Origin of the sequence: Rheinheimera metallidurans (assembly GCF_036983985.1) — a bacterium.
In the GTDB taxonomy this organism is placed as follows: Bacteria; Pseudomonadota; Gammaproteobacteria; order Enterobacterales; family Alteromonadaceae; genus Alishewanella; species Alishewanella metallidurans.
In genome coordinates this window covers 161,797-187,195 of the sequence record NZ_JALAHQ010000002.1, presented here as the reverse complement: position 1 = coordinate 187,195, position 25,399 = coordinate 161,797, and the positions used below count along the sequence as shown (strand labels likewise).

The following is a 25,399-nucleotide window of genomic DNA, read 5'->3' as shown; positions in this document are numbered from 1 at the left end:
ACGGAGGAGTGGTGTCAGTACTGCGGCAAGTATGCCTGATCGGCGCTATTTTTTTTAGCTGTGCGTTAAGTGCTAAATCAGCCGTCGATTTTTCTATCGAACAAAATAAACCGTGCTGGAAAATTATTGAGCAAAAAGCCCCAGGACATTGCAAATTGCAATTTACTCGAGCGACACCAAGTGCTATTGCTTTTGCACCCAAAGAAGAAATTTCGCGCGCGTTTAGTCGCTATTATGCGACAAGAGCCGACTTTCCAACATCATTTCAGCAAATAGAATTTGCGCTACAATTTTTTAATTACAGCATTGATAAATATCCGGTTCGCGACAGCCTTAACTTTATTCGTAGCAACAATGGTGCAGTCCAGTTAAGTATGACTATTTTTGTTAGTGCTAATGGCGGTTATAGCTTTATTTTAGCCGACACTGATGCGCACTTTCGTCAAGTAGTTGATGCCTTGCAGCAGCCAAAAGCTAAACCAGCAACGCATTATCACCGTACAATAGCGAAATTATTTGCCGAATAAGCGAGACCATTAATATGCACCTTACAGAAGATGAATGGCGTAACCGATTAACGGACGAGCAGTACCGCGTAACTCGATTAAAAGGTACTGAACATCCATTTAGCGGCAGCTTGTTGCACAATGAACAACGAGGCAGTTATCACTGTGTTTGCTGTGGCAACGAATTATTTAACTCGAGTACTAAATTTGATGCTGGCTGCGGTTGGCCGAGCTTTTATCAAGCTATAGCTAACAAGGTAAAATATCAGCCAGACAACACTCATGGTATGAACCGCACCGAAATACTCTGCGCGAACTGTGACGCCCATCTTGGTCACGTATTTAATGATGGTCCTGCACCAACCGGTGATCGCTATTGTGTTAACTCGGTATCACTTAGTTTTAACGCTAAAGACAAATAAAAAGCTGTAACTGTTGTTGTTACCTTTCAACTTCTATTACAATACGCGCCGGCAAAGCGTTATGCGGCGTAGCCGTGCTTTGGCAAAACCGATTAATTCATATTATTGAAGTAAAAGGCCTACACATGACCCTATCGCACGAAGAACAGTACCAGAAGAGCTGGCAGGAACGCCAAGAATATGCCGAGAATATGCAACCAATCATTGGACGGTTGTATCGTAATAAAGGTATTGAAGTGGTGGTTTATGGCCGCCCATTAGTTAATGCCACTACCATAGATATTATTAAAGCGCACAAAAGTGTTGAGCGTTTTGAAGGGCAAAAACTACGCTTACGCGAAAGTTTCCCGCTATTAGAAGCCATCAGTCAAATGAAGCTTGCGCCGGGTCGTGTTGATATTGGCAAACTTGCTTATGCTTATATTTATAAAAATGCCGCTAATGGTGTTAGCTTAGACAGCTACTTAGCCCATGAGCTGGCTGACATTCTGGATCATGAAGATCAAGTAAAACCAGTAGACGTTGTGTTGTACGGTTTTGGTCGTATCGGCCGTTTATTAGCGCGCTTAATGTTAGAACGTAACGGCCCAAGCACAAAGTTACGGTTACGTGCCATTGTGGTGCGTGGCGGTAAAAAAGGTGATTTAGAAAAACGTGCTAGCTTGCTACGCCGCGATTCAATTCACGGCCCATTTAACGGCAGTATTACCGTTGATGAAGAAAACCAAGGCATAAAAGCTAACGGCACTTTCATTAAAGTTATCTATGCTAATTCACCAGAATTAGTAGATTATACCCAGTACGGCATTAACAACGCGCTGATTGTTGATAACACCGGTATCTGGAAAGACGATCAAGAACTGAGTATTCATTTTAAAAGCAAAGGTGCAGTCAAAGTATTGCTTACCGCGCCCGCTAAAGGTGACGTGCCAAATATCGTGTATGGCGTAAACCAACACATGATTTTACCTGAGCACAAAATTGTTTCCGCCGCTAGCTGCACAACCAATGCGATTACTCCAGTATTAAAAGCGTTGGAAGATGAATACGGTATTCGTAATGGTCACGTCGAAACCGTGCACTCGTATACGAACGATCAAAACCTGATTGATAACTTCCACAGCGCGGAGCGTCGTGGTCGTGCTGCACCACTGAATATGGTACTTACTTCAACCGGTGCTGCCAGCGCAGTATCGAAAGCATTACCGCAGTTAAAAGGCAAATTAACTGGTAACGCGATACGTGTACCTACACCGAATGTATCTATGGCTATTTTGTCACTGAACCTAAACCGTGAAACCAACCGCGATGAAATGAATGATTTTCTGCAGCGTACGTCACTGTTTTCTGAATTACAGGATCAAATCGATTTTACCGCTTCAACAGAAATCGTATCCTCTGATTTGGTCGGTTCACGCTATGCTGGTGTCGTCGATTCGCAAGCAACTATTGTGGATGGCGATCGCTGCGTACTTTATGTATGGTATGACAATGAGTTTGGTTATAGCACTCAGGTTATTCGTGTAATGAATGATATGGCGGGTATTAAGTATCCAACCCTGCCAGTAGCGCGTTAATTCGCTACTTTGTTGTAAAGCCGCTTTAATGCGGCTTTTTCTTTTGTCTTAACCTGTTAGAATCTCATACATCGTAATACAGTTTCTTTGTTGCAGGTTGTTGCATTGGTCTGTATTAGTATTTTTACCTTTAAGGGCATTGGATTTACATTATGAAAATCACCAGCAATTTTGACAGTGGTAACATCGAAGTAATACAAGCTGACTCTCCAGATAATATTCAGCTGGCTATCCGTAAAGATAACGAATCAGACTTTTATCAGTGGTTTCACTTTCGTTTAAGCACTGAACACGCAGAACTACATACCTTAAAAATTACTAATGCTGGTACTTCAGCGTATCCTGATGGCTGGAAAGACTATCAAGCTGTGGCGTCTTATGATCGGCAAAGCTGGTTTCGCGTGGAAACCGAGTACGATGGTACAACGCTAACGATTAAACATTTCCCTGAAGCTGAATCGGTTTATTTTGCTTATTTTGCGCCATACAGCTACGAGCGACACATGGATTTATTGCACCAAACACAGTTAGATTATAACTGTCAGTTGGTGGAGCTAGGTGAAACGCTAGATGGTCGTGATATGAGCATGCTAGTAGTGGGTGAGCCAGAAGCAGGCAAAAAGAAAATTTGGATCACGGCGCGTCAACACCCTGGCGAAAGTATGGCCGAATGGCTAGTTGAAGGCTTGTTAGAGCGCCTGCTGGATGAAGATGATGGCGTAGCTCGGGCTTTATTAAACAAAGCGGTGTTTTACATTGTGCCAAATATGAATCCAGATGGTTCAGTGCGTGGCCATTTACGCACTAACGCGGCAGGGGCGAATTTAAACCGTGAATGGTTAACACCAAGCATGGAGAAAAGCCCTGAAGTGTATCTAGTACGGCAAAAAATGCTCGAAATCGGCGTTGATATGTTCCTCGATATGCACGGCGATGAAAACCTGCCGTATAACTTTGTTGCTGGCACTGAAGGCGTACCTTCATACAACGACCGGATTAAAGCGTTAGAAACCCAGTTTAAGCAAACGCTATTAACCGTGACACCAGAGTTTCAAACAGAGTTTGGTTATGAGTTAGATGAACCAGGTAAAGCTAATATGACCTTGGCGACAACGTGGGTAGGCGAGCAGTTTAAATGCTTAGCGTATACTGTTGAAATGCCGTTTAAAGACAATGCTAACTTACCTGACGACGCCTATGGCTGGTCAGATATTCGCTCAATGAAACTTGGGCAAGACATACTTACTGCCACCTTGGCCGTAGTCGATCAGCTACGTTAAGTTTTATACCGTGTCATTATGCACCAGCCTAAAAGCTACAGTGCTATTAATAGCGCTGCAGCTTTTAGTGGGTTGTGTTTCATTACAACACTGGTTAGCCGTATCGCCATTACCTGTTAGTCAACAAACTGAGCAGCAACAAGCCGTGCTTAGTAGTATGACGAGCAAGGTGGGGCAGCTAGATGTAAATTGGCCAGAAACTAGCAGTAAACGTGCGTTAGTAAATAACCACGCTAGCTTTTGGGCTTATAAAGGTCAGGGCCAATTATTGTTAGATTTAGGCACGGCACAGAGTGTTAGCTTGAATATTAATGGCCATGTATTATCACTTTCCCCTTCAGCTAGCTTGGGTAAACAGCTTGCTTTTGACATTGGTAGTGTAACGCGTAACGGGCTGAATCAGTTAGCACTCGTTGATATTCAACCACTTGGCGCTTCGGTGCGTGTGGTTTTACCTTATCCCATGTTACAAGATGGTTCAGCCGAGCAGGCCGGTTTTTCATTAACTGAGCTTGCCCAGCTAGATTCGCTAATTAATCGCGAAGTCGCGCAAGGCTTCCCCGGGGCTGTGCTGCTAATTGTTAAAGATGGCAAGGTAATAAAAGAGACCGCTTATGGCTATGCTAATCGATATAATAGCGATGGCTCGCCACTGGCTAACCCTGAGCCTATGCACAGCAACACCTTATTTGATTTAGCCTCTAATACCAAAATGTACGCTACCAACTATGCCATTATGCATTTAGTACAATTGGGCTTGTTGGATGTTAATTTACCAATCCAGCATTATATTAATGAATACCAAGGTGATGGCCGAGAGCAGCGTTTGGTTCGCGATTTACTCTATCATAATGCCGGTTATCCGCCTGAAGTGCATTTTCATCGCCCTGACAATCGTCATGGTGCAATGTTTTACTCCTTAAACCGTGAACGCAGTATGCAGCTTATTGCCAGCAAGGTGCCGTTTGAACGCGAGCGTGGTACTAAGTCGATATATAGCGATATTGACTACATGTTGCTTGGCTTAGTTATTGAACGCATAACAGGCAAACGGCAAGATGATTATCTAGAACACAGTTTGTATCAACCAATGGGCCTCAATAACACCCTGTTCAACCCTTTACGTAAAGGTGTGCCAATAACGCAAATCGCTGCTACCGAGCTTGATGGCAATAGTCGCGGCGGTAGAGTTAGTTTTCCTGCAGATAAAGGCGGTATCGTGCGCGGCAATGTACACGATGAAAAAGCGCGTTATGCTTTTGATGGCGTAGCGGGGCATGCCGGTTTGTTTTCTACTGCTCGTGAAACCGCGAGGTTGGCAATGTTAGCACTGCATGGTGGTTACAATTTAACGCCGGTATTTTCTCAAGCAATACTGCAGCAATTTGTGCGACCGTCAGTGTCTGATCATACTATGGGTTTGGGCTGGCGCACTGCGGTAGGTGGTGATTTAAACTGGCATTTTGGCCCTTACGCCAGTGCATATGCATTTGGCCATACTGGCTGGACTGGTACTGCCACTTTAATTGATCCCTATTACGGTCTGGTTGTGGTGTTATTAACCAACAAAAAACACAGTGCTGTAATAGCTGAGGGTGAAAACAGCTATTATTTTGCTGGTGATAGGTTTGAAACTGGTATGTATGGCAGCATCATGAGTAAAATATACCAAGCGATGCACTAAACAATAATTTGATTAAAATTGGAGTTCCATGGCTATTATCTCTTGCCCGTATTGTGGACATAAAACGTCGGATAAAGGTGCTAACTGTGTTAAGTGTAATGGCGATCTAGCCAGTTTAACGCCAGAAAAGCGCGCTGCGTTATCGCGTGACAAAGCGATTGACCAAGCTCAAAGTTTAGTCAACCACTCGATGTTTGCATTGTTATTATTTTTAGCCGGTTTTGGCTTAATGTACTGGTGGGATCCTGAAGCGGGTAGTGTGCAGCAATATATTGCTGGTGCTGCAATTGGGCTTGGCTTTTGTTGGTATATGATTAGCCGTGCCCGTATATTTTTTATTAAAAAGCGTAAGTAACTATGAATTTTAATGCTCTTGTTCAGGCCATGACGCCTGAGGTCTATGAAAAGTTAGCCGATGCGGTTGCAACAGGGCGTTGGGCCGATGGTAACCCACTAACTGAAGATCAGCGCGACCATAGCTTTCAATTAGTGATGGCGTATCAGGCTCATGTGCTTAAATCGGAAGAAATATTTACCATAGGTGCTGATGGCCAAATGATACAAAAAACTAAGGCCGAACTAAAAAAACAATTCGATACTCCGCAGTCTATAGCAAGGTTCTCGCACGATGATCTTTAAACGCTTTTTTAAGCCGAAGTGGCAACATGCTGATGCGTTAGTGCGTCAACAAGCAATTCAAACGCTTAACCCAATTAGTCAAGAGCATAAAAGCATTTTGCACGAATTGGCTTTTAATGATGGTTCAGAAGCAGTGCGTAAAGCCGCGCTACTTAAATTAAACGATTTTTCGTTATGGTGGCAAAGTAGTAAACACGATAGTTCTGAACGTTTGCAGCAGCTAGCAGAGCAGACGTTAATTGAACAATTATTACAAAACAAAGTAGAAGCTAAACTAAAACAGAAATTTATTGCTCAGTGCAATCGTGGCAGTATTTTGGAACAGTTAGCCCAAACGGAAACTGACGCCGAGATTAAGTTTAATTTACTATTACGCTTAAATAAAACCGAATTAAATCATAAAGCGTTGCTAGATCCTGTGTTGCAGCTGTCACAAAAACGTGAATTATTAGCTAATATTAACGATGAAAAACTATTAGAAAAGCTAGTAAAACAGCTAGATGGTGAATTACAACACGATATAAAACAAAAGTTACATATGCTTAGCGAGCAAAAACAAAAGCCAATTCAGCTACGCAAGCAATTAACCTTACTTTTAGCTAAACTTAATGCTACTCGAGAGCGCGTTAGTTTAGCTGATATTCCGGCACATTTAGCCGACTATGACGTACAATGGCAGCAATTAAGCCCAGAGCTTGACTGTTTAGCCGATGAAGCAACAGAATATCAGCAAAAGTATGACAAAATTGTTGGTCAAATTCAGCAATGGCTAACGCCGCGATTAGCTGAATTGGAGCAAATTCAGGTTGAACAAGCAAAAACTCAAGCGAAATTGGTTGCTCAGCAAACAATGCAACAACAATTATCGGCGCTAGAATACCGTCTGCAACAAACTTTACTTAATACCGACATCAACGCGGCGCAGCAATTAGAGCAACAATTACATGCGTTTACTACCGAGCTGGCCAACGCAGACATTACAGATAAACTAAGCCTTGGTAAACGTGCTGCCCAGTTACAACAACAACTAGCACAACTGCCATTACTGGCAGAGCAATTGGCTCAGTTAACGCGCATTGTCGCTGACTGGGCAGCAATTGCTGTACCTGATGATATAGCACTGTTTCAACAAAGTGCCGAACAAGTAGCACAGTTTCAAAATGATTGGCGTCAGCTAAGTAAAGCCATGATTATTGCTGTGCCGCTGAGTTTACAGCAAGCCAAAACAGAGTTAACTGAGCAATGGAAAACTGCCGCCAAAGCATTTAATGCAGAAGGCGACAAAACCCAACGGCAATGTCGTAGCAAGCTTGCACAGTATCGCCGCTTGTATAATGCGGGCAAATACAAAGTACTGTTTGGCTTATTTAAAGGTATTGAAGAAGACTACCAGCAACTTACACCAGCATTGCAAGCGCAGTTAAGTAAAGACTATGAGTTTGCTCGCGATAAAATGGCCGAGCTTGCCGATTGGCAAGAATATATCGCTACACCGCGTAAGCAGCAATTACTGGAACAAATACAGCAGCTAGATATCGATATAGCCGATAGCGCCGTTCGTAAGCGCGCCGATGAGGTAAAACTTGCCCGCGCTCAGTGGAGCAGTTTAGGTAAAGCTGATCCAGTGCAAGAAGAGCAGTTAAATACGGCATTTGATCAAGCGTGCGAGCGCGCATTTTCGCCATGTAGAGTGTATTTTGCTGCACAAGATGCACAGCGTGCCGAGCACGTAAAACAACGGGAACAGCTAATTCAGCAAGCCATTGCTTTACAAACACAACAACATGATACGAAAACGCTAGATAGGCATCTACAACAGTTGAAGCAGGCTTGGCAGCAAGCTGGCTCAGTAGACAAACAGCAGTTTTCTGGTTTAAATGACGCGTTTAATGCTGCGTTAACCCCGCTAAGGGAGCAACTAAATGCAACACAGCAGCAGGTAGCAATAGCAAAACAACAGCTAATTGACCAAGCGCGTGCTGCATTAGCGTTAGAAGAAGCAAATTTAACCGCTAAAATACTAAAGGAATGCCAACAACAGTGGAAAACACTGGGCCAGGCTGCACGCAAACAAGATCAAGCCTTATGGACTGAGTTTCGTGCGGTATGTGATGGTTTCTTTAACGCCAGAGCAGAGCAGGTTGAGCTGAAAAAAGTAGCCGAACAGGCAGAGTTGCAGCAGTTTTCCGCGAGTTTAAATCAGCTGACAGCAATGTTAGAGCAAGCTGAAGAGCCCTCAGCTTTTACTGCTGTGCAACAGCAGTTAGATGCTTTACAACCTCAATCAGCGGCGACACAGCAAGCAGTAAAACAGCTACAAGAGATATTAAAACAACGGCAGCGTCAATGGCAACAGCAACAAGGACAACGTGAATTTAGCCAAATGTTCGAATTGCTCACTAACCCGGCTGTTAGCAGTGAACAATTACCAGCTATGTACCGGGATGTTTTTGCTACGCAGCAAGAGCGACAGTTTAGTCGCGAACAGCTAACCTTGGCGTTAGAGATCATTGCCAATGTACCATCGCCAGTGCACGAGCAGGGCGCTCGGCAGCAGGTACAGTTGTTGTTATTATCTGATAAGCACAATCAGGGAAACGTATTAGACAAAGATAGCCTGTTAAAACGTTGGCTACAGTTTGGTGCAGTTGCAGAACATGAGTTACCACTGTTAGCGAGAGTAAAAGCGTTATTTATTTAAATAACGCTTTTAGCAGGTTAAGCCTAAGCAACTTAACCTGCAGTTAGCTCACCACGTAAATCTTGTTGCATTTGCTCACGAATTTCGTGAGCTGATAAAGGTTTACTCAGTAAGTAATGCAGCTTAGTTAACGTGGCTTCTAAGGTCATGTCATATCCGCTAATTACGCCACACTGTTTTAAAGCATTCCCCGTTGCGTAGCCTTGCATATTAACCGTACCTTTAAAGCACTGCGTACAGTTAACAATAATTAAGCCACGCTCACTAGCGTCGGTAAGTATTTGCAGTAGCTCTGGCCGCTGAGGCGCATTACCTACACCAAAAGATTTTATAATTAGTGCCCGCACCGGTGCTGACGTCATGTTACGGATCACTTCGGTGCTAATGCCCGGGTATAATGTAACTACACTGATAGGTTGCGGTACAACAGACGCCAAGGTTAACGGCGCCGCTATTGCGACTTGGTGTAAATGCCCAGCAATTAAGTTAATGTGAATGCCGGCTTCAAGTAATGGCGGGAAATTTGGCGAAGCAAAAGCATTAAAGCCATTTGCATCGGCTTTGGTTGCGCGGTTACCACGAAATAATTGGTTATTAAAAAATAGCGCGACTTCAGCAATCGGGTAATTTGCCGCCAAATAGAGTGCGTTTAACAAATTTACCTGACCATCCGAACGCATTTGCGCTAATGGAATTTGTGAACCGGTAATAATCACCGGTTTTTCTAGGTTCTCTAACATAAACGACAGTGCTGATGCGGTATACGCCATGGTGTCAGTACCATGCAGTACGACAAAACCATCATAATTATGATATTGCTGCTGAATATCTTGAGCAATATCGCGCCAGTGTTCAGGCGTCATGTCAGAAGAGTCTATAACGGGGTCATATTCATGAATAACAAATTCGGGCATTTCGGGCCGATAAAATTCTGGCATTCGTTTTACTGTATCGGTTAAAAAACCAGATACAGGTACAAAGCCTTGTTTGGAATGTTGCATACCAATGGTGCCGCCGGTATAGGCTACATAAATACGTTTTCTGTTCATATGGTTAATCAAATAAAAATGCCCAGTCAGTGCTGGGCATTGTAATAGACTTCGCTATGGCTGTCAGTTAATGCTGCAACCTACACAGTATGAATAAACACCATTTGGATCATTAAACTGATTAAGTAAGACAAAGTTTTGTTTTACTTGTTGAGTTAATTGAGCTAGTAGCTTTTGCTCTGCACTTGCGCTGCCTTGTGGCAACCAGCCTTTTGCTTTTGCACTACCTAGTAGTTCGTTTAACATTTTCTCGCTAGGCGTTAGCTCTTGTTGCATCACTTTAATGTCATAGTTACTTAAGCCGGCTTTTTCCGCCGCAGCTTTTATTGCGTCATCAAAGCTACCTAGTTTATCAACTAAACCAAGCTCTAACGCTTTTTGCCCAGTCCAAACACGACCCTGTGCTACAGCATCGACTTGTGTAATGGTCATATTACGGTTTTCGCTAACTAAGGTTAAAAACTCGGTATAACCACGTTCAATCATTAGTTGGAATAAGTCTTTAGCTTTATCGTTTAAGCCTTTATATAACGGCAAACCGCTAGATAAACCAGCTAGTTCTGTAGTGCCAACACCGTCAACATTTAAGCCAAGTACCGGCAATACATTTTCAGCGGTATGCAGTAAACCAAAAATACCTATAGAACCTGTAATAGTAGTAGGCGCAGCCCAAATTTCGTTTGTCGGAGCCGCAATCCAATAACCGCCTGATGCCGCTACAGAGCCCATAGAGGCAATGACTGGCTTACCCGCTTCACGCAATAAACGTATTTCTTGAGCAATAACCTCTGATGCATAAGCACTGCCGCCAGGGCTATCGATACGCAACACTACGGCTTTAATTTTTTCGTCATAACGCGCACTGCGCAACAGCGCGGCAGTAGAATCGCCACCAATATCGCCGGCTTTGGCATTGCCGTCAACTATTACGCCGCGCGCTACCACTACCGCAACTTTGTCGCTGATTGGATTATCAAATTGTTGGCGAGGAATAACTAAATCAGTGTAATCAGCAAAGGTTACATGGTTGTAACTGTGATCCTTATTTTCACCAACAATAGCCATTAATTCTCGGCGAAAGGTTTCGCGTGTTTTTATATGATCAACTAAACCAGCGTTCAGCGCATATTGGCTTAAATCGCCGTTAGCAGCTTGCAACTTCTCAAGCAGCGCGCCGTAGGTTTCATCAAAATTATCTACAGCAAAACCACGACGTGCAGCAACTTGGGTTTTATAGTCGTGCCATAATTCGTTTAACCATGCCAAGTTAGCTTCTTTAGCGGCGTCTGACATATCGTTACGTAAAAACGGCTCTACCGCTGATTTATAAGTACCCACTCGAAATACATGGGTGTTAATTTTTAATTTTTCCAACGCATTTTTATAATACATTGGATAACTACCGTAACCTTCTAACAGCACGGTGCCCATAGGGCTGATATTAATTTCATCAGCGTAACTGGCTAAGTAATATTGAGTTTGATCATAAAAGCCGCTGTAAGCAAAAACCTTTTTACCTTTGGCTTTAAACTCTTCAATAGCCTTGCCGATTTGTTGCATTTTATCAAGAGAACCACTTCTTAGGCTTGATAGCTCCAGTACCATTGCCTGAACGCGATTGTCGTTAGCGGCGTTTTTTATAACTTTAATAACGTCATTAACTAGCACCTCTGGTGCCTCTTCTTGGCCGCCAACACTTTCGTTAATTGCCGCAGAAATAGGATCTATCCAGCGTTTCTCTTCGACTAAATCGCCGCTTAGGTTTAGTACCAATGCCGCAGTTGCGGGTACTTTTACTTTGTCATCACCGCTAAACATAGCAATGCCAATAGAGGTCACTATAATGATAAACAGTAAGTTGAGAATAACAGAGCGAAAGCCACGATAGACACGGGCTATGGCACTGAATAACCGACGAATAGTGCCGGGATTAGTATTGGTCATAGATATTTCCTGATTAAAAGCAAAAGTTGCGCACTGTCATATGCTAAACAATTTAGCATTAAAGGCTAAGTGGAATTTGTAAGTAAATGTGTAACACACCAGATCAGCGCAGGCTCAGCTTGCTATCAACCGGCAAAGCAGCTAAAGTTTGCTTCAAACAACAGGTACGACCAGAGAGGGTGATGTGGCCTATCAAAAATTATTACAACCACTAGATTTAGGTTTCACTACACTGAAAAATCGGGTAATTATGGGTTCAATGCATACCGGTTTAGAAGAAGAGAAGCAAGGTTTTAGCAAGCTTGCAGCCTTTTATGCAGAGCGAGCTAAAGGTGGTGTCGGCATGATAATTACCGGCGGCATAAGCCCAAATTTTCGTGGTAATTTAGTCCCATTTGGCAGTCAGCTTAGCTTTTGGTGGCAAACGGGTAAACACAAACTGGTAACTAAAGCTGTGCATGAGCATGGTGCAAAAATTTGCTTACAGTTATTACATGCCGGTCGCTATGGTTATCATCCATTTAGTGTGGCGCCGAGCAAAATTAAGTCGCCAATTACGCCATTTAAACCATCAAAAATGTCTGCGCGCCAGGTTCGCGGCACTATAAAAGACTTTGCGACATCGGCTAAGTTAGCAAAAAATGCTGGCTACGATGGCGTTGAAGTTATGGGCTCAGAAGGCTATTTAATTAATCAATTTATTTGTTCACGCACTAATCATCGTGATGACGAGTGGGGCGGCAGTTTCGAAAACCGTTGTCGTTTTGCTATAGAAACAGTAAAAGCGGTGCGTGCCGCCTGTGGCGATGATTTTATTATTATCTATCGGTTATCGATGTTAGATTTAGTTGAAGATGGAAATAGCTACGATGAAGTTGTAGCGCTAGCAAAAGCTATTGCCAGCGCTGGCGCTACCTTGATAAACACCGGTATCGGCTGGCATGAAGCACGAGTACCAACTATTGGCACTATGGTGCCGCGAGCTGCTTTTAGCTGGATCACCGAGCGGGTAAAAGCTGAAGTTAGTATTCCAGTTATTGCTACTAACCGTATTAATGTTCCTCAGGTTGCAGAAGATATTTTAGCTAAAGGGCAGGCCGATATGGTGTGTATGGCGCGGCCTTTTTTAGCCGATGCCGATTTTGTTAATAAGGCTGCAGCAAACCAAGCAGAGCTAATTAACACCTGCATTGCCTGTAATCAAGCGTGTTTAGACCATGTGTTTCAAAACAAGCGGGCGAGTTGTTTAGTAAACCCACGTGCATGCTATGAAACTGAGCTAAATCTTACCCCAGCTACTAAGCCGAAAAAAATTGCCGTAGTTGGCGCAGGCCCCGCCGGATTAGCTTTTAGTGTTAATGCTGCTCAACGTGGGCATGAAGTACATTTGTTTGATAAATCGCATCAAATTGGTGGCCAATTTAATTATGCCAAGCAAATACCGGGTAAAGAAGAGTTTAACGAAACACTGCGTTACTACGGACGTATGATAAAACTACATGCCATTAAACTATTTTTAAATAGCGAGCAAACAGCCGATAGCCTAGCCAAAGGCGGTTTTGATGAGGTGGTGTTGGCTAGCGGTATAGTGCCACGTGATATTGGTTTAGTTGGTAGTGATCATCCTAAAGTATTGAGCTATCTTGATGTATTACGTGATCATAAAGCCGTGGGGCAGCATGTTGCAATTATTGGTGCTGGTGGTATTGGCTTTGATGTGGCTGAATATTTAACTGAGCCTGATTCGCTTACACTGCAACCTGATGCTTGGTTAAAGGATTGGGGTATAGATAAAGACTACCAGTCTAGAGGCGCATTGTTGCCTGACGAGGGCACACAGCCAGCTGTACGTAAAGTGTATTTGTTACAGCGTAAAGCCAGTAAAGTAGGTGCAGGTTTAGGTAAAACGACGGGCTGGATCCATCGTGCATCGTTAAAGAAAAAGGGCGTTGAGATGATAGCCGGTGTTAATTACATTAAAGTAGACGATGCTGGCCTCTGGGTTGAAATAGCCGGTGAAGAGCGCTGCCTTAATGTAGATAATGTGGTGATCTGTGCCGGACAAGAACCATTACGCGTGTTAGTGGCGGGCTTAGAGCAACACGGTATTACAGCACATTTAATTGGTGGTGCTGACGTAGCTGCTGAATTAGATGCCAAACGCGCTATACGTCAAGGCACTGAGTTGGCCGCCTCGATTTAATAAATTGCGGCATAATTGGATGTAAGGTGACTATTAATTTGCTAGGCTAGTCACAGTTATAATTATTGAGATTTTATATGGATGCATTAACGTTATTAACCAGCCGTTTTTCTTCGGCCCGTTTAACCGAGCCAGCACCAGCGGGTGAAGTGTTAGAAAATATTAAACGCGCTGCATTACAGGTGCCCGATCATGGCAATTTGCGGCCATGGCGTTTTATTATCGCTGAAGGGCGCACGGCTTTACTACGTTTGGGCGATATTTTTGCTGAGGCAGCTGTAGAAGATAACCCAACTCTGGCGAGCGAGCTGATAGAGCGCGCCCGCCAATTGCCGCTGCGCGCACCCATGGTGATAGTGTGTATTGCCAAAGCAGTAGCACACGGCAAAATACCATTAGTTGAACAGCAACATTCTGCTGCGTGCAGTGTTATGGCGATGCAACAAGCCGCTTTTGCGCAAGATGTTGGTGCTATATGGCGTACAGGTGCTTACGCACAGCTAGATTTTGTTAAACAAGCGCTTGAACTAGGTGAAGACGATGAGATTGTGGGCTTTTTATATCTAGGCACTAAAGCGGCTGAGCCAGCAAGGCGTATTACGTCGGACCCTGCAGATTTTTTCTCTTACTTATAAGTTAAAAGCTTAGTTGATAGTTAAAACCAGAGTAGGCGGCTACTCTGGTTTTTTTTGTTTAAGCTGTTTATTGTTTTTATTAAAAAGTGAGTTCAAAAACCGATGCATTGTTTTTTAAACTGGCTCGGCGTCATTGTAGTTAATTGTTTGAATTTTCTAGTAAATGCACTGTGATCCGTATAACCGCATCGGCTTGAAATCTCGGTAATAGAGAGATCTTTTTCTAATAGCTCAATAGCATATTGTAAGCGTTTTTTTTGAATCAGTTGTATCGGTGTCATTTGAAATACACTTTTAAATTGCCGGTCTAACTGTGAGATTGATAACTCAGCCAAATTGGCTAAATACTGAACTTTAAGTACCTTATCAAAGTGTTGTTCGATGTAGTCATTTACACGACTTAGTTTAGCGTTAATATTCGGTCGAATCAGTTTTTCATCTTGCAAGTCTACCGATATGCCGGCCACGCCTACCACACTATGGTTCTGATCAGTAATTGGCACTTTGGTTGTTAAACACCAACCCAATATCCCAGACTGATAAGAATGTAACTCTAGTTGGTTACTGATACGTTGTTTCTTGTGCATCACGCATAAGTCTTGCTTGGTGTAGCCCAAGCCTAAATCGTAGTGAAACACCTCTTCTGCTCGTTTGCCAAGAATATGTTTTAAATGGCCAACCTTACAGCGCTTGGCTAAGTGTTCGTTCGCAAGTTGATAACGCGCATCGCTATTTTTGACAAAAAAAGTCACGTTAGGTAAGGCATTTATAAGTGGCATAATCAGCCCTAAATGACTTAGAAATGAGCTTAAGCTAGCCACTTCTAACGCTACTTCTCCTTGGCTAATTGTCAGAAGCTTATCCATATTAAGCATATTTTATCCTTTACTTTTTTCATTACTATGCTGAATTGCGCATTAGATTGCATAAGATATATCAAGATTAGGCTCGCTAAATCAAGCACTCTATGTAAAAGCATTTTTAATATTTTGATAAAGGCGAAACTATGCCACAACGATACCATCGTATTCATGTTATTGACTCTCATACTGAGGGCGAGCCAACACGTTTAGTGTTAAACGGCTTTCCTGAGCTGGGCACAGCTAGTATGGCTGAGCGCTTAGCGCTATTACGTTCAAAGCATGATAACTGGCGTAAAGCCGTGATACTTGAGCCCCGTGGTAACGACATATTGGTTGGTGCGCTTTTGTGCTCGCCAACACATTCAAAGGCTACAGCGGGTGTAATATTTTTTAATAACCAAGGATATTTGGCCATGTGTGGCCACGGCACTATTGGTTTAATGGCTTCACTGCATTATTTAGGTCTGGCAGACGTTGGCGAGCATTTAATTGAAACACCAGTAGGCGACGTGGCTACCGTTATCCATGATGATGGCAGCGTAAGTATAAAAAATGTACCCGCGTACCGCTATCGAAAAGATGTTGAAGTTAACGTACCCGGATTAGGGCTGGTTACTGGTGATATTGCTTGGGGCGGTAATTGGTTTTTTCTGGTTAATCAAAAATTTACCGATATTCATATCAAGCAAGTAAAGTTGCTCAGTGAAATTAGCCTTGCCATTAAGTCTGCGCTAGAGGTTAGCCAAATAACGGGTAAAGACGGCCAGCCAATTGACCATATTGAGTTATTTCAACCTCACAACAGTGCCGATAGCCAGAGTTTTGTTTTGTGTCCAGGAGGTGAATATGATCGGTCACCTTGTGGTACCGGTACTAGTGCCAAATTGGCATGCCTTGCAGCAGATGGTAAGTTGGCCGAAGGTGAAATTTGGCAACAAGCTAGTGTTATTGGTAGTACCTTTGACGCCAGTTATGCCCGCCTTGATGCTAACACTGTTATTCCTACGTTTCGTGGCCGAGCTTATATTTGTGCCGACAATAATTTGCTAATAGATGCCGAAGACCCATTTCGTTGGGGTTTTGAGGCAACTTTATAATGCAAAATAAAACAAAACAGTCGTTTGTGGTCGTTGGCGGCGGTGTAATTGGCCTGACCATTGCGTTAACACTGCAAGCGCGCGGTGTGCAAGTGCTGTTAGTCGACAAAGACACTATAGCTGCCGGAACCTCCTTAGGTAATGCGGGGCACATTGCTACCGAGCAGGTTTTTCCAATTGCTGATCCTAGTGTCTTAAAATCCTTGCCAAGAATGCTGCTTGATCCCTTAGGGCCACTGCGTTTGGATTGGCGGTATTTATTACCTATTACGCCATGGATGCTGCGATTGGTTAGCAATATGCGCCCGCGAGCCTTTGCGCATATTCATCAGGCATTAACACTAATTAATGCCGCCGCTTTACCGGCTTGGCACACCTTTACTAAACAATACCAACTTGAAGATTTAGTTAAAATTAACGGTTCTTTACTGGTAGCTGAAAAACCGCAAACGGCAGTTAAGCTGCAGCAACACGGTGAAGCACTTAACCGCATTGGTGTAACAAACAGTTGGCTTACAACGGCTGAACTACTTGAACGTGAACCGCTTCTGGCTAATAACCAATTAGGGGCACTATTTTACCCAAATACCGGGCATCTAGTTGACCTTGCGATATTATTTACACGACTACAAGCACAGTTTTTTGCTTTAGGTGGCGCGGTTTTAGAGCATGTTAACGTACGCAGTATTAGGCAACGCGGGCCAGATGATATTTTTATCGACAGCAGCCACGGCCCGTTATTAGCTAATAACGTCGTGGTTGCCTGCGGTGCTTATGCTAAAAATTTAGTTAAAGGCTTAAGCGGTGTCAGTGTGCCGTTAGAAACCGAAAGAGGGTATCACTTGATGTTGCCGGCAGAGACGGCAAGGTTGTCGGTTCCTGTATCCAGCGCTGATCGACGTTTTATTATGACGCCAATGAATAATGGATTACGTTTGGCCGGCACGGTCGAATATGCGGGCTTAACGCGGCCACCCAACATGCAGCGTGCGCGTAACCTTTTGCCACTGGCTAATCCAATGTTACGTACGGCGTTAAACGCACAGGGCAATACCCAATGGATGGGCTTTAGGCCTACGATTGCCGACTCTTTACCTGTTATCGATAAATACGAAAATTGTTACTACGCCTTTGGCCACCAACACTTGGGGTTAACTCAGGCCCCCATTACCGCAGAGCTAATTGCTGCGCTACATTTTGGCGAAGCCACACCTATTGATTGCTCGGCATTTTCGCTGAGTCGCTTTGCATAATTACTTATAAAGAACAGGAGAAGAATATGAATTTTCATGGAATTTTAGTGCCTTTGGTAACGCCATTCAAACACGATAAAAGCCTAGATTTAGACACACTTGCAACACTAACCGAAGCTTTTATTCAAAAGGGCGTTATGGGGCTCGTCGCTTGTGGCACAACGGGTGAGTATTATGCGTTAAACGAGGCTGAGCGTGAGGCCGTATTAACTACCATTGCGACTATCGCTAAAGGGCGAGTAACCCTTATTGCTGGGATTAACGATTTATATACCGCCGGCGCTTGTGCCCGTGCGCAGCAAGCCAAGGCTTTAGGCTATGAAGGGCTAATGTTAGCGCCACCTGCCTATAGCCTGCCAGATCAACAGGGAGTGATTGCACATTACGAAGCAGTCGCATCGGCCACCGATTTACCGATTATTATGTATAACTTTCCGGCACGAATTGGCATTGAGCTTGAGTACGATACCGTCGTTCATCTAGCCAAACACAACAATATTGTTGCCATTAAAGAAAGTAGTGGCGACTTTAGCCGTGCATTACGCCTGCTACAAACCCCATTTGAAAATTTTGAAGTTATTTGTGGTTGTGACGATCAAGCTGTCGATTTTTTCTTCTGGGGTGCAAAAAGCTGGATTGCCGGTGCAGGCAACGTATTTCCAGAAGAGCAGGTAGCCATGTTTAACGCAACACAACTGGGCGATTGGGACGAGGCGCGCAACATCATGCGTGCTATTTACCCTGCTATTTATTCTATGGAGTCGGGTAATTATAACCAAAAGGCTAAGCTAGGTTGTTTAAAAGGCACCATAAATGTAGGCACAGTTCGCTTGCCGCTGTCGGAATTATCTGTGGCAGATGCAGCAGAATTCAGTGCATTTTTTAAATAAAGGAGCCAATGATGTCATTAACTAAAGAGCAGGTATTTGCACAAGCCAAAGCAGGCAAACTGTGGGCTGGAAACCTTATCGCAGGTTTTGTCGGTAATACGGCTAAATTAGAAAATCGTACACCCATAGATAACAGTGTTATTGGCTATATTGCTGATGGCGACGCATTAGACGTAGATGCGGCAGTCACCGTTGCGCGCGCTACATTCGAACAAGGACCATGGAGCCAATTAGCACCTGGCGAGCGTAAAAAAGTGATGCTGCGTTTGGCCCAACTGTTAGAACAGCACAGCGAAGAGCTGGCCGCATTAGACTGCATAGATGCAGGCAAGCCCATTACTGAGTGCCTAAATACAGATATACCAGCGACGATAGATACGTTTTATTGGTATGCCGAGGCCGTGGATAAACTTTTTGGCAAAATTGCGCCAACCGGACCCGATGCACTGGGGTTAATTGTCAACGAGCCCATTGGCGTTGTTGTCGCTGTATTGCCGTGGAATTTTCCTGCGCAAATGTTTGCTTGGAAGGTAGCACCGGCATTGGCAGCTGGCAATTCGGTAATTGTAAAGCCAGCAGAGCTAACTTCTCTAAGTGCCTACCGTATGGTGCAGTTAGCTTATGAAGCCGGTGTACCTAGAGGCGCGCTAAGCATGGTGTGTGGTTTAGGTGAAAAAGTAGGGGCCTCATTGGGTAAGCACATGGATGTAGATGTAGTGTCGTTCACGGGCTCTACTGAAGTTGGACGGTTGTTTCTTAAGTATTCTGCTGACAGTAATCTTAAAGAGGTAATTTTAGAATGCGGTGGCAAAAGCCCTCAAGTGGTGTTTGATGATGCCGAACTTGACGCTGCCGTACCACACATTTTAGCTGCTGCATTTTGGAATATGAGTGAAAACTGTAGTTGCGGCTCTCGCCTTATTGTTGATGGATCTATTAAAGAAGCTTTACTCGCCAAGCTGGTAGAAGGATTAAAAGCGTGGAAAGTTGGTAACCCGATGGACGAGACCGTGTCTATTGGCCCAATGGTAGAACAAGCACACTTTAATAAAGTAAAATTATTTTTAGATCTTACTATCCAAGAAGGCGGTCGGTTAGTAACCGGAGGCAAAATTCATGACAACGTAGGGAGTGGTTGGTACATAGAACCAACTATTTTTGACAACGTCAGTTCTACTATGTCGCTATTTAAAAACGAAGTGTTTGGTCCAATTTTAGCGGTCAGTACATTTACCACCGAAGAAGAGGCTATTGCCTTGGCTAATGACACCAATTATGGCTTGGCAGCGTCTTTTTATAGCCAAAATGTTAAACGCACTATGCGTGTAGCCAGAAAAATTAAAGCCGGCACAGTATCCATTAATGGTTTTAGCGAAGGCGATATTTCCACGCCGTTTGGTGGCTTTAAACAGTCTGGTTTTGGCGGTAAAGATAACGGGCTAGAAGCATTTTCACAGTATATTCAAACCAAAGTTATTTGGTATGTTAATGAATAATATGCTTATTTCTGGCTTGAAAGCCAGATTATAACTGAATTTTTAACCTTATAATAAAAACAATAAAAAAGGTAACGTTCGTGGAAATGATAATAAACACCCTCGTTGGGTATATATGGAGCACAGCACTAGTTGGCCTAGCCTTAGGGGTAGGGCTATATTTTACTATTATTACGCGTGGCGTTCAATTTCGTTACTTTTTTGAAATGATCAGGTTATTGCGTGAAAGTAAACCTTCGGCAGAAGGTATTTCTTCCTTTCAGGCGTTCTGCATGGCCTTATCTGGGCGCATTGGTGTGGGCAACATAGCCGGTGTGGCAACTGCCATAGCAGCAGGGGGGCCCGGTGCCATTTTTTGGATGGTCGTTATGGGATTATTAGGCGGTGCTAGTGCTTTTATTGAGTCGACTTTAGCTCAAGTTTATAAAGAGCGCGCCGACGGCCAGTATCGCGGTGGCTCACCTTATTATATTGAAAAAGGCTTAAAACTGAAACCATTTGCAATTTTTGCGGCGGCGATTATTTGTTTATCGTATGGTGTATTGGTGCCGGGTATTCAAGCTAATACCATTTCTGATTCATTTAAAGTGTCATTTAATATGCCGCCAATGATGACGGGGGTACTGGTCACTGCATTGATGGCGTATTTAATTTTTGGTGGTATTAAGCGCATTGCTAAAGTGGCAGATAAGGTTGTGCCAATTATGGCTTTAGCTTACCTTTTACTGATGTTTGTTATTTTAACTAGCCATTATCAACAAGTACCTTACATGTTTAGCCTAATTTTCCGTAGTGCCTTAGGTATGGATGCAGTATTCGGCGGTATTGTTGGTACAGCAGTCTCGTGGGGGGTGCGCCGAGCCGTATTTTCAAACGTAGCAGGGGCCGGTGAAAGCACATTTAGTTCTGCTGCAGCTGAGGTAAGTCATCCGGTTAAACAAGGATTAGTGCAGTCATTTTCAATTTATATTGATACTGTTTTAGTGTGCACGGCATCTGGCTTAATGATACTCGTTACTAATATGTATAACGTATATCCAGATGGAGCAAGTTTAGCCTTAGTTGAACATATACCTGGTGTAGCTGCCGGAACAGCGTGGACCCAGCTGGCGGTATCAACGGTATTTGTTAATGCAGGTTCTACTTTTATCTCTGTCGCAATTTTTCTGTTCGCTTTTACAACATTAATGGCTTACTACTATATTGCCGAAACTACAGTGGTGTATCTAGATCGTAAGTTGTCTTATCCAGTGTTAAAGCTAGTATTAAAATTAGTATTTTTAACAGTGTTATTTTTTGGCAGTGTTCAACCCGCAAGTTTGATGTGGAGCTTAGGTGACATTGGCTTTGGCAGTATGTGTTATCTTAATTATATTGCCATTGTTTTGCTATCTAAGCCTGCGCTGCTTGCTTTGCGCGATTATGAGCGACAAAAGAAAATGGGTATAGACCCTGTTTTTAATCCGCGTAAAGCAGGAGTAAAGAACGCTGAATTATGGGAAACATTAAGTAAGCAGTATAAGCAGTAACATCGTCGGCTAATTAACGTTATATATTGATGTTAGCGCCATAGCACTAATAACGGGGCTAATGACGACTCCGGCAAGTGACAACAGCTTAGCTGTGTCCTAAATGCCATTTAACATAATATACATTATGGGCTATAGGATAATTAGCCAAAACTAGGGCTTTGCTGGTCTTTTACGCTCAAACCGCCAAAAATAACAATTAAAGCCAGTGCTGCGGCTGTTACTGACTTACTAATCTTTTTTGCTAGATTGTGCCAAATCTCTTTAGCTTCTTCGTGTTTTGATACTTGTTCAGCTAAATGCACTAAAACCCATTCAGGATTTAAACCGCATTCGTTCGCAATGAATAATGCTTGTTCTTCTGTTAAGTGTCGTTTGCCTGATTTTATCTGGCTCATGTTTCCACTATTTAAACCTGCTATATACGCTGACGCTTCTAGGTCTGTTTTCATTCCCTTAGCTTTTTTTAGTTCTTGTACTAGCTCGTAGCTAAACATTTTCACCCTCACGATTCTTTCATGCTTGACAGATTAATTTAAAAGGATCACACTTAACTTAATCTTTCAATGTTGACAGATTTAGCTTGTTAACAAAGTATACTCTAGGCGGGAACCATGAGCGAATTAAACCTAATCAAAACAGTGCTGTTTAACGCACAAAACCTGAACGAAGCCTTAACTCGTTTAGATGAGCTAAATATCCTTTATACTAAATCTGATATAGTCTGCTGGTACAGCTTAGACAATCACGACATTAATTTTTGGCCGATTAATTCTCGCAAATGCCCGTTAGCCGTTTCTGTTAACGGTGAAATACAGGCTTATGATGACCGAGTAACGTTTTTAGCTGGCAAGCATGACACAGTGGGTACTTCGGTTCCTGCCGTATCTCCTGAGACCGCTTGCCAGCGCCCTTATACCTGCCCTCACTGTTTAAAGTCACTTGATGACACTTCGGGCTGCAATATACATAAACCATCCACAGAATCTGTGGATAACATCAATTGGCATGAACCCGCAGACCGTTTCGACTACGACAAAGCCGAAATTGAATGGGAAAATCATTCTAATTCCCTGTCTACTGTTCGCCGCACTTATCCAAATATTCCACTTGTTGACCTGCTTAAACATAGGGAAATTTTACGCACAGAACGCCGTCTTAAGCGCTCACAAGCTAAGGGGCTTTCGTCATGACACCACAAGCCCTTAAAGTGCTTATTCAGCATAATATGCTTAACTGCCTTGAATGCTCACCAGCCATAGTAATTGCTGGCGAGGAAAAGCATCGCATCTATGAAATAAGCGCGTATATCAAAACGCCAAACCAGCACGTTAACGCTGAATTGGTGTTTCATACAGACAGGCCATTTACCGAGCAGCCAGAAGTAGTTAACTATTTCACGCGCTTAGGCGTACCAAAAAACAAAATCATGTTTGTTTACCCTAAAGGCTCTGATTATTACCGTACAGCGGAGCAAATGGCATGATTGACATGATTGGCGTTAGCATACCGTTTTTAGATGAGCACACGGTTAGTAATAACCACGGCTCTATATTAAAAAATATTGAAATGCTTTGCTCTGAATTGGGCATGACGCTAGTCGGTGAGGTTTTTTGGGAAAATGGCCAGCGCAAGGTTCAACGTTTACGACATAACTTCGAAAGCCTGCCAAGCTCGTTTGCGTCACTCGCCTATAAGGTTATCGACGGTACAGATTTAAAGAAAATACCTTATGTTCGCATTTCTGGCTGCCCTGCTAAGTTGCTGCAAGGCCACAACGTTTACGGCTCTGCAAACGCTAGTTTATGTTCGTTTGCTATTTTTGAAGCGTTCTCTCTTGCGTTTCCTGAACTATCCAAAGCGCTTGATTGGTATCACGCTAGCATTGATTACTTAGATGTAACGTATACAGCCAGAGTGGAAAACGAAGTTGTTGCGCAGCAGCTTATTGATACATTGCGCAACCTGAATTACGGCCAAACCCGTGTTACGACTGAGAATAAATCGTTTAAAAGCACAATTTATTGGAACAAAGGCAGCGACCACAAAGAGCTAAAATGTTATTTAAAACTGCCTGAGCTAGAACACCAGATTAAATACTTAACCAATAAGTGGGTTAAGGAAAAACACGATCACTTAGCGTTTCAGCTAAATAAAATTACTTCACCAGAGATTCGCCAAGCCGCTATTGGCGCTTTACGCTTTGAAGCCCGTTTACATTCCCGTTGGCTGCACGCTAACGGTGTTACTTGCACCTTTGCATATTTAACCGACCCCGAAAAACAACCTGACTTTCCCTCGCTTTGGTCTAAAGCCTTTAACGATATATTTAAAACATTCGCAGGTGCCAAAATGAACGCACACGACAAAACAGAAGTATTGCACCAGCTACGCGCCGTGCATCATAGAGTTACGCCTAAGGGCAATATCACATATTCAAAAGCGGAATCTCTTTACGATTTGTACACCGCTATTACTAAAGACGGCTTTAAAAAGACCAAAGAACGTATCTGTGAACGTTCACGCGCTACGTGGAAGCGCAAGATTGATGACCTAATGGCCGCTGGCCTTTCTCTTGCTCAATTAATGCAATTTACCGGTGATGATTCAAACGTTATTCCGTTAATCCGTTTAATAAATGTTGATTTTGCCAAACAGCTACCAGCCGATTTTATCGAACCACTACCACTATCGCGCCAAAATTTAGCGCAACCATTACGACTAATAGCATAGGAACTTAGCAATGAAAAAATTATCTGGTTACATTTGCCACGGCATTTTCAAAGGTTTTGCCGAGAAACAATCACGCCCTAACCAGCAAGGCATTAGCCGCACGTCGTTACAGTGCGCGGTAGAAGTTGTTGCCTTAACTGATTTTGGCGAAGTGTCAGAAATGCGCCTTTTTAATGTGCCTGATTCCATCGTTCAAATGGGCATACCGTCAAGAATGAGTAACTTAATAAATAAGCAAGTTGCCTTGCCATTCGTTTTAAGGGAATGGGAAATGAACGGCAGAAAAGGCACATCGATTTCTCTTTGTCCGTCAGTTAAGCATGTACTCGACGCTGGCCTATTTTGCCCTGAAAAACCACTAGAGGTTAAAACAGCATAATGAAATATTTCGCCGTCTTGCTCATTGCGTTTTTATCTCCTGAACTGCTCGCACAGTGCGCGCAACCACAGCTAGACGGCACTTTAATTTTTACAGCTGATACAGCAGCAAACTGTACAGGTTACTGGTTAATATCCGCAACTGAGTACAGCGCTTACCTGTCAGCCGTAGAAATAACCGCCACTGATATAGCAGCGGCGTTTAGTTGGGGCTTTGGAACAATGGTGTTCTTTAGCTTCTTGGCATTTAAGGTGCAAATCGGCACCGCTTTAGTTAGGAAAATTTAACATGGCAGATATTTTTGCAGCAGTGGATTTATCAACAGTAGCAACTTTCGTAGGCGCAACTGGTGTAATCGTAATTGGCATTTTTATGGCGTTTAAAGGTATCGACCTTGGCAAACGCGCAGTTCGTAAGGCGTAACGATTATGGGCGGCTTAATTGTCGCCCTAATCTATGCACTTATTGCAATGATTGGGGCGCTATGTGGTTTTATTGTTAGCTGGTTAATTTTTAAGG

The 25,399-nt window shown here is 43.3% G+C and carries 25 protein-coding genes; 21 read left to right on the top strand and 4 right to left on the bottom strand.

The genetic code is table 11. From position 1 onward, the window contains the following. The first annotated feature begins 11 nt into the window (after positions 1-11). The 8 genes from MN199_RS06225 to MN199_RS06190 all read left to right on the top strand — a co-directional run bounded on the left by MN199_RS06225 (position 12) and on the right by MN199_RS06190 (position 8,809). The gene (locus MN199_RS06225) at positions 12-527 is read left to right on the top strand and encodes a hypothetical protein (protein WP_335738799.1); all 516 of its coding nucleotides are present in this window, start codon (positions 12-14) and stop codon (positions 525-527) included. Between the two features lie 14 nt (positions 528-541). Beyond that, complete coding sequence (gene msrB / locus MN199_RS06220) at positions 542-928, top strand: peptide-methionine (R)-S-oxide reductase MsrB (RefSeq protein ID WP_132583506.1); 387 nt, start codon at positions 542-544, stop codon at positions 926-928. 74 nt (positions 929-1,002) lie between these two features. Then, a complete protein-coding gene (locus MN199_RS06215; protein WP_472511583.1) occupies positions 1,003-2,505 on the top strand; it encodes a glyceraldehyde-3-phosphate dehydrogenase in 1,503 nt (500 codons plus the stop codon). Positions 2,506-2,657: 152 nt separating this feature from the next. Next, the gene (locus MN199_RS06210) at positions 2,658-3,785 is read left to right on the top strand and encodes a M14 family metallopeptidase (protein ID WP_335738798.1); all 1,128 of its coding nucleotides are present in this window, start codon (positions 2,658-2,660) and stop codon (positions 3,783-3,785) included. A 10-nt stretch (positions 3,786-3,795) separates the two neighbouring features. Then, the gene (gene pbp4b / locus MN199_RS06205) at positions 3,796-5,469 is read left to right on the top strand and encodes a penicillin binding protein PBP4B (RefSeq protein ID WP_335738797.1); all 1,674 of its coding nucleotides are present in this window, start codon (positions 3,796-3,798) and stop codon (positions 5,467-5,469) included. A 28-nt stretch (positions 5,470-5,497) separates the two neighbouring features. Beyond that, positions 5,498-5,824 carry a zinc ribbon domain-containing protein gene (locus tag MN199_RS06200; RefSeq protein WP_335738796.1) on the top strand — a complete coding sequence of 109 codons (327 nt, stop codon included), beginning with the start codon at positions 5,498-5,500 and terminating at the stop codon, positions 5,822-5,824. A gap of 2 nt (positions 5,825-5,826) precedes the next feature. After that, positions 5,827-6,108 carry a YeaC family protein gene (locus tag MN199_RS06195; RefSeq protein WP_132583500.1) on the top strand — a complete coding sequence of 94 codons (282 nt, stop codon included), beginning with the start codon at positions 5,827-5,829 and terminating at the stop codon, positions 6,106-6,108. Then, positions 6,098-8,809 carry a DUF349 domain-containing protein gene (locus tag MN199_RS06190; RefSeq protein WP_335738795.1) on the top strand — a complete coding sequence of 904 codons (2,712 nt, stop codon included), beginning with the start codon at positions 6,098-6,100 and terminating at the stop codon, positions 8,807-8,809. The genes MN199_RS06195 and MN199_RS06190 overlap by 11 nt, the downstream gene beginning before the upstream one ends. 32 nt (positions 8,810-8,841) lie before the next feature. Here the strand turns inward: MN199_RS06190 and ansA are convergent, their stop codons facing one another. Further along, positions 8,842-9,858, bottom strand: coding sequence for an asparaginase (gene ansA / locus MN199_RS06185; protein ID WP_335738794.1), 1,017 nt, complete (start codon positions 9,856-9,858; stop codon positions 8,842-8,844). Between the two features lie 63 nt (positions 9,859-9,921). After that, complete coding sequence (sppA, locus tag MN199_RS06180; RefSeq protein ID WP_132583494.1) at positions 9,922-11,802, bottom strand: signal peptide peptidase SppA; 1,881 nt, start codon at positions 11,800-11,802, stop codon at positions 9,922-9,924. A 184-nt stretch (positions 11,803-11,986) separates the two neighbouring features. On the opposite strand from sppA, the gene MN199_RS06175 reads away from it, so the two are divergent. Beyond that, positions 11,987-14,005 (top strand): NADPH-dependent 2,4-dienoyl-CoA reductase, encoded by a 2,019-nt coding sequence (locus MN199_RS06175; RefSeq protein ID WP_335738793.1) that lies wholly within the window; start codon positions 11,987-11,989, stop codon positions 14,003-14,005. 77 nt (positions 14,006-14,082) lie between these two features. Continuing rightward, a complete protein-coding gene (locus MN199_RS06170) occupies positions 14,083-14,640 on the top strand; it encodes an NAD(P)H nitroreductase (protein WP_335738792.1) in 558 nt (185 codons plus the stop codon). Between the two features lie 92 nt (positions 14,641-14,732). Here the strand turns inward: MN199_RS06170 and MN199_RS06165 are convergent, their stop codons facing one another. Further along, positions 14,733-15,506: a helix-turn-helix domain-containing protein gene (locus tag MN199_RS06165; RefSeq protein WP_335738791.1), complete on the bottom strand. Its 774-nt coding sequence runs from the start codon at positions 15,504-15,506 to the stop codon at positions 14,733-14,735. A gap of 140 nt (positions 15,507-15,646) precedes the next feature. Here MN199_RS06165 and MN199_RS06160 point away from each other — a divergent pair, with 140 nt between their 5' ends. From MN199_RS06160 to MN199_RS06140, 5 genes are all read left to right on the top strand, one after another. Next, a complete protein-coding gene (locus MN199_RS06160) occupies positions 15,647-16,600 on the top strand; it encodes a 4-hydroxyproline epimerase (protein ID WP_335738790.1) in 954 nt (317 codons plus the stop codon). Beyond that, positions 16,600-17,853 (top strand): NAD(P)/FAD-dependent oxidoreductase, encoded by a 1,254-nt coding sequence (locus tag MN199_RS06155; protein WP_335738789.1) that lies wholly within the window; start codon positions 16,600-16,602, stop codon positions 17,851-17,853. The genes MN199_RS06160 and MN199_RS06155 overlap by 1 nt, the downstream gene beginning before the upstream one ends. A 26-nt stretch (positions 17,854-17,879) precedes the next feature. Further along, the gene (gene dapA / locus MN199_RS06150) at positions 17,880-18,743 is read left to right on the top strand and encodes a 4-hydroxy-tetrahydrodipicolinate synthase (protein WP_335738788.1); all 864 of its coding nucleotides are present in this window, start codon (positions 17,880-17,882) and stop codon (positions 18,741-18,743) included. An 11-nt stretch (positions 18,744-18,754) separates the two neighbouring features. Continuing rightward, positions 18,755-20,239, top strand: a complete 1,485-nt coding sequence (locus MN199_RS06145) for an aldehyde dehydrogenase (protein ID WP_335738787.1) — start codon at positions 18,755-18,757, stop codon at positions 20,237-20,239. An 86-nt stretch (positions 20,240-20,325) separates the two neighbouring features. Continuing rightward, positions 20,326-21,768 carry an alanine/glycine:cation symporter family protein gene (locus MN199_RS06140; RefSeq protein ID WP_335739190.1) on the top strand — a complete coding sequence of 481 codons (1,443 nt, stop codon included), beginning with the start codon at positions 20,326-20,328 and terminating at the stop codon, positions 21,766-21,768. A 143-nt stretch (positions 21,769-21,911) separates the two neighbouring features. On the opposite strand, the gene MN199_RS06135 is transcribed toward MN199_RS06140, so the two are convergent. Next, positions 21,912-22,265 carry a hypothetical protein gene (locus MN199_RS06135; RefSeq protein ID WP_335738786.1) on the bottom strand — a complete coding sequence of 118 codons (354 nt, stop codon included), beginning with the start codon at positions 22,263-22,265 and terminating at the stop codon, positions 21,912-21,914. A gap of 117 nt (positions 22,266-22,382) precedes the next feature. Between MN199_RS06135 and MN199_RS06130 the strand changes: the two genes are divergently transcribed. From MN199_RS06130 to MN199_RS06105, 6 genes are read left to right on the top strand one after another with little or no spacing between them, the layout of a single operon-like run. After that, the gene (locus MN199_RS06130; RefSeq protein ID WP_335738785.1) at positions 22,383-22,961 is read left to right on the top strand and encodes a hypothetical protein; all 579 of its coding nucleotides are present in this window, start codon (positions 22,383-22,385) and stop codon (positions 22,959-22,961) included. Then, positions 22,958-23,254 (top strand): OmpA family protein, encoded by a 297-nt coding sequence (locus tag MN199_RS06125; RefSeq protein WP_335738784.1) that lies wholly within the window; start codon positions 22,958-22,960, stop codon positions 23,252-23,254. The genes MN199_RS06130 and MN199_RS06125 overlap by 4 nt, the downstream gene beginning before the upstream one ends. Further along, a complete protein-coding gene (locus MN199_RS06120) occupies positions 23,251-24,501 on the top strand; it encodes a phage/plasmid replication protein, II/X family (protein WP_335738783.1) in 1,251 nt (416 codons plus the stop codon). The genes MN199_RS06125 and MN199_RS06120 overlap by 4 nt, the downstream gene beginning before the upstream one ends. Before the next feature lie 10 nt (positions 24,502-24,511). Continuing rightward, on the top strand, positions 24,512-24,880 hold the full coding sequence (locus tag MN199_RS06115; RefSeq protein ID WP_335738782.1) for a hypothetical protein: 369 nt from the start codon (positions 24,512-24,514) through the stop codon (positions 24,878-24,880). Continuing rightward, positions 24,880-25,167, top strand: a complete 288-nt coding sequence (locus tag MN199_RS06110; RefSeq protein WP_335738781.1) for a hypothetical protein — start codon at positions 24,880-24,882, stop codon at positions 25,165-25,167. The genes MN199_RS06115 and MN199_RS06110 overlap by 1 nt, the downstream gene beginning before the upstream one ends. A 1-nt stretch (position 25,168) precedes the next feature. Next, entirely contained in the window at positions 25,169-25,303 is a 135-nt protein-coding gene (locus MN199_RS06105; RefSeq protein ID WP_335738780.1) for a hypothetical protein, read from the top strand. Positions 25,304-25,399: the final 96 nt, after the last annotated feature.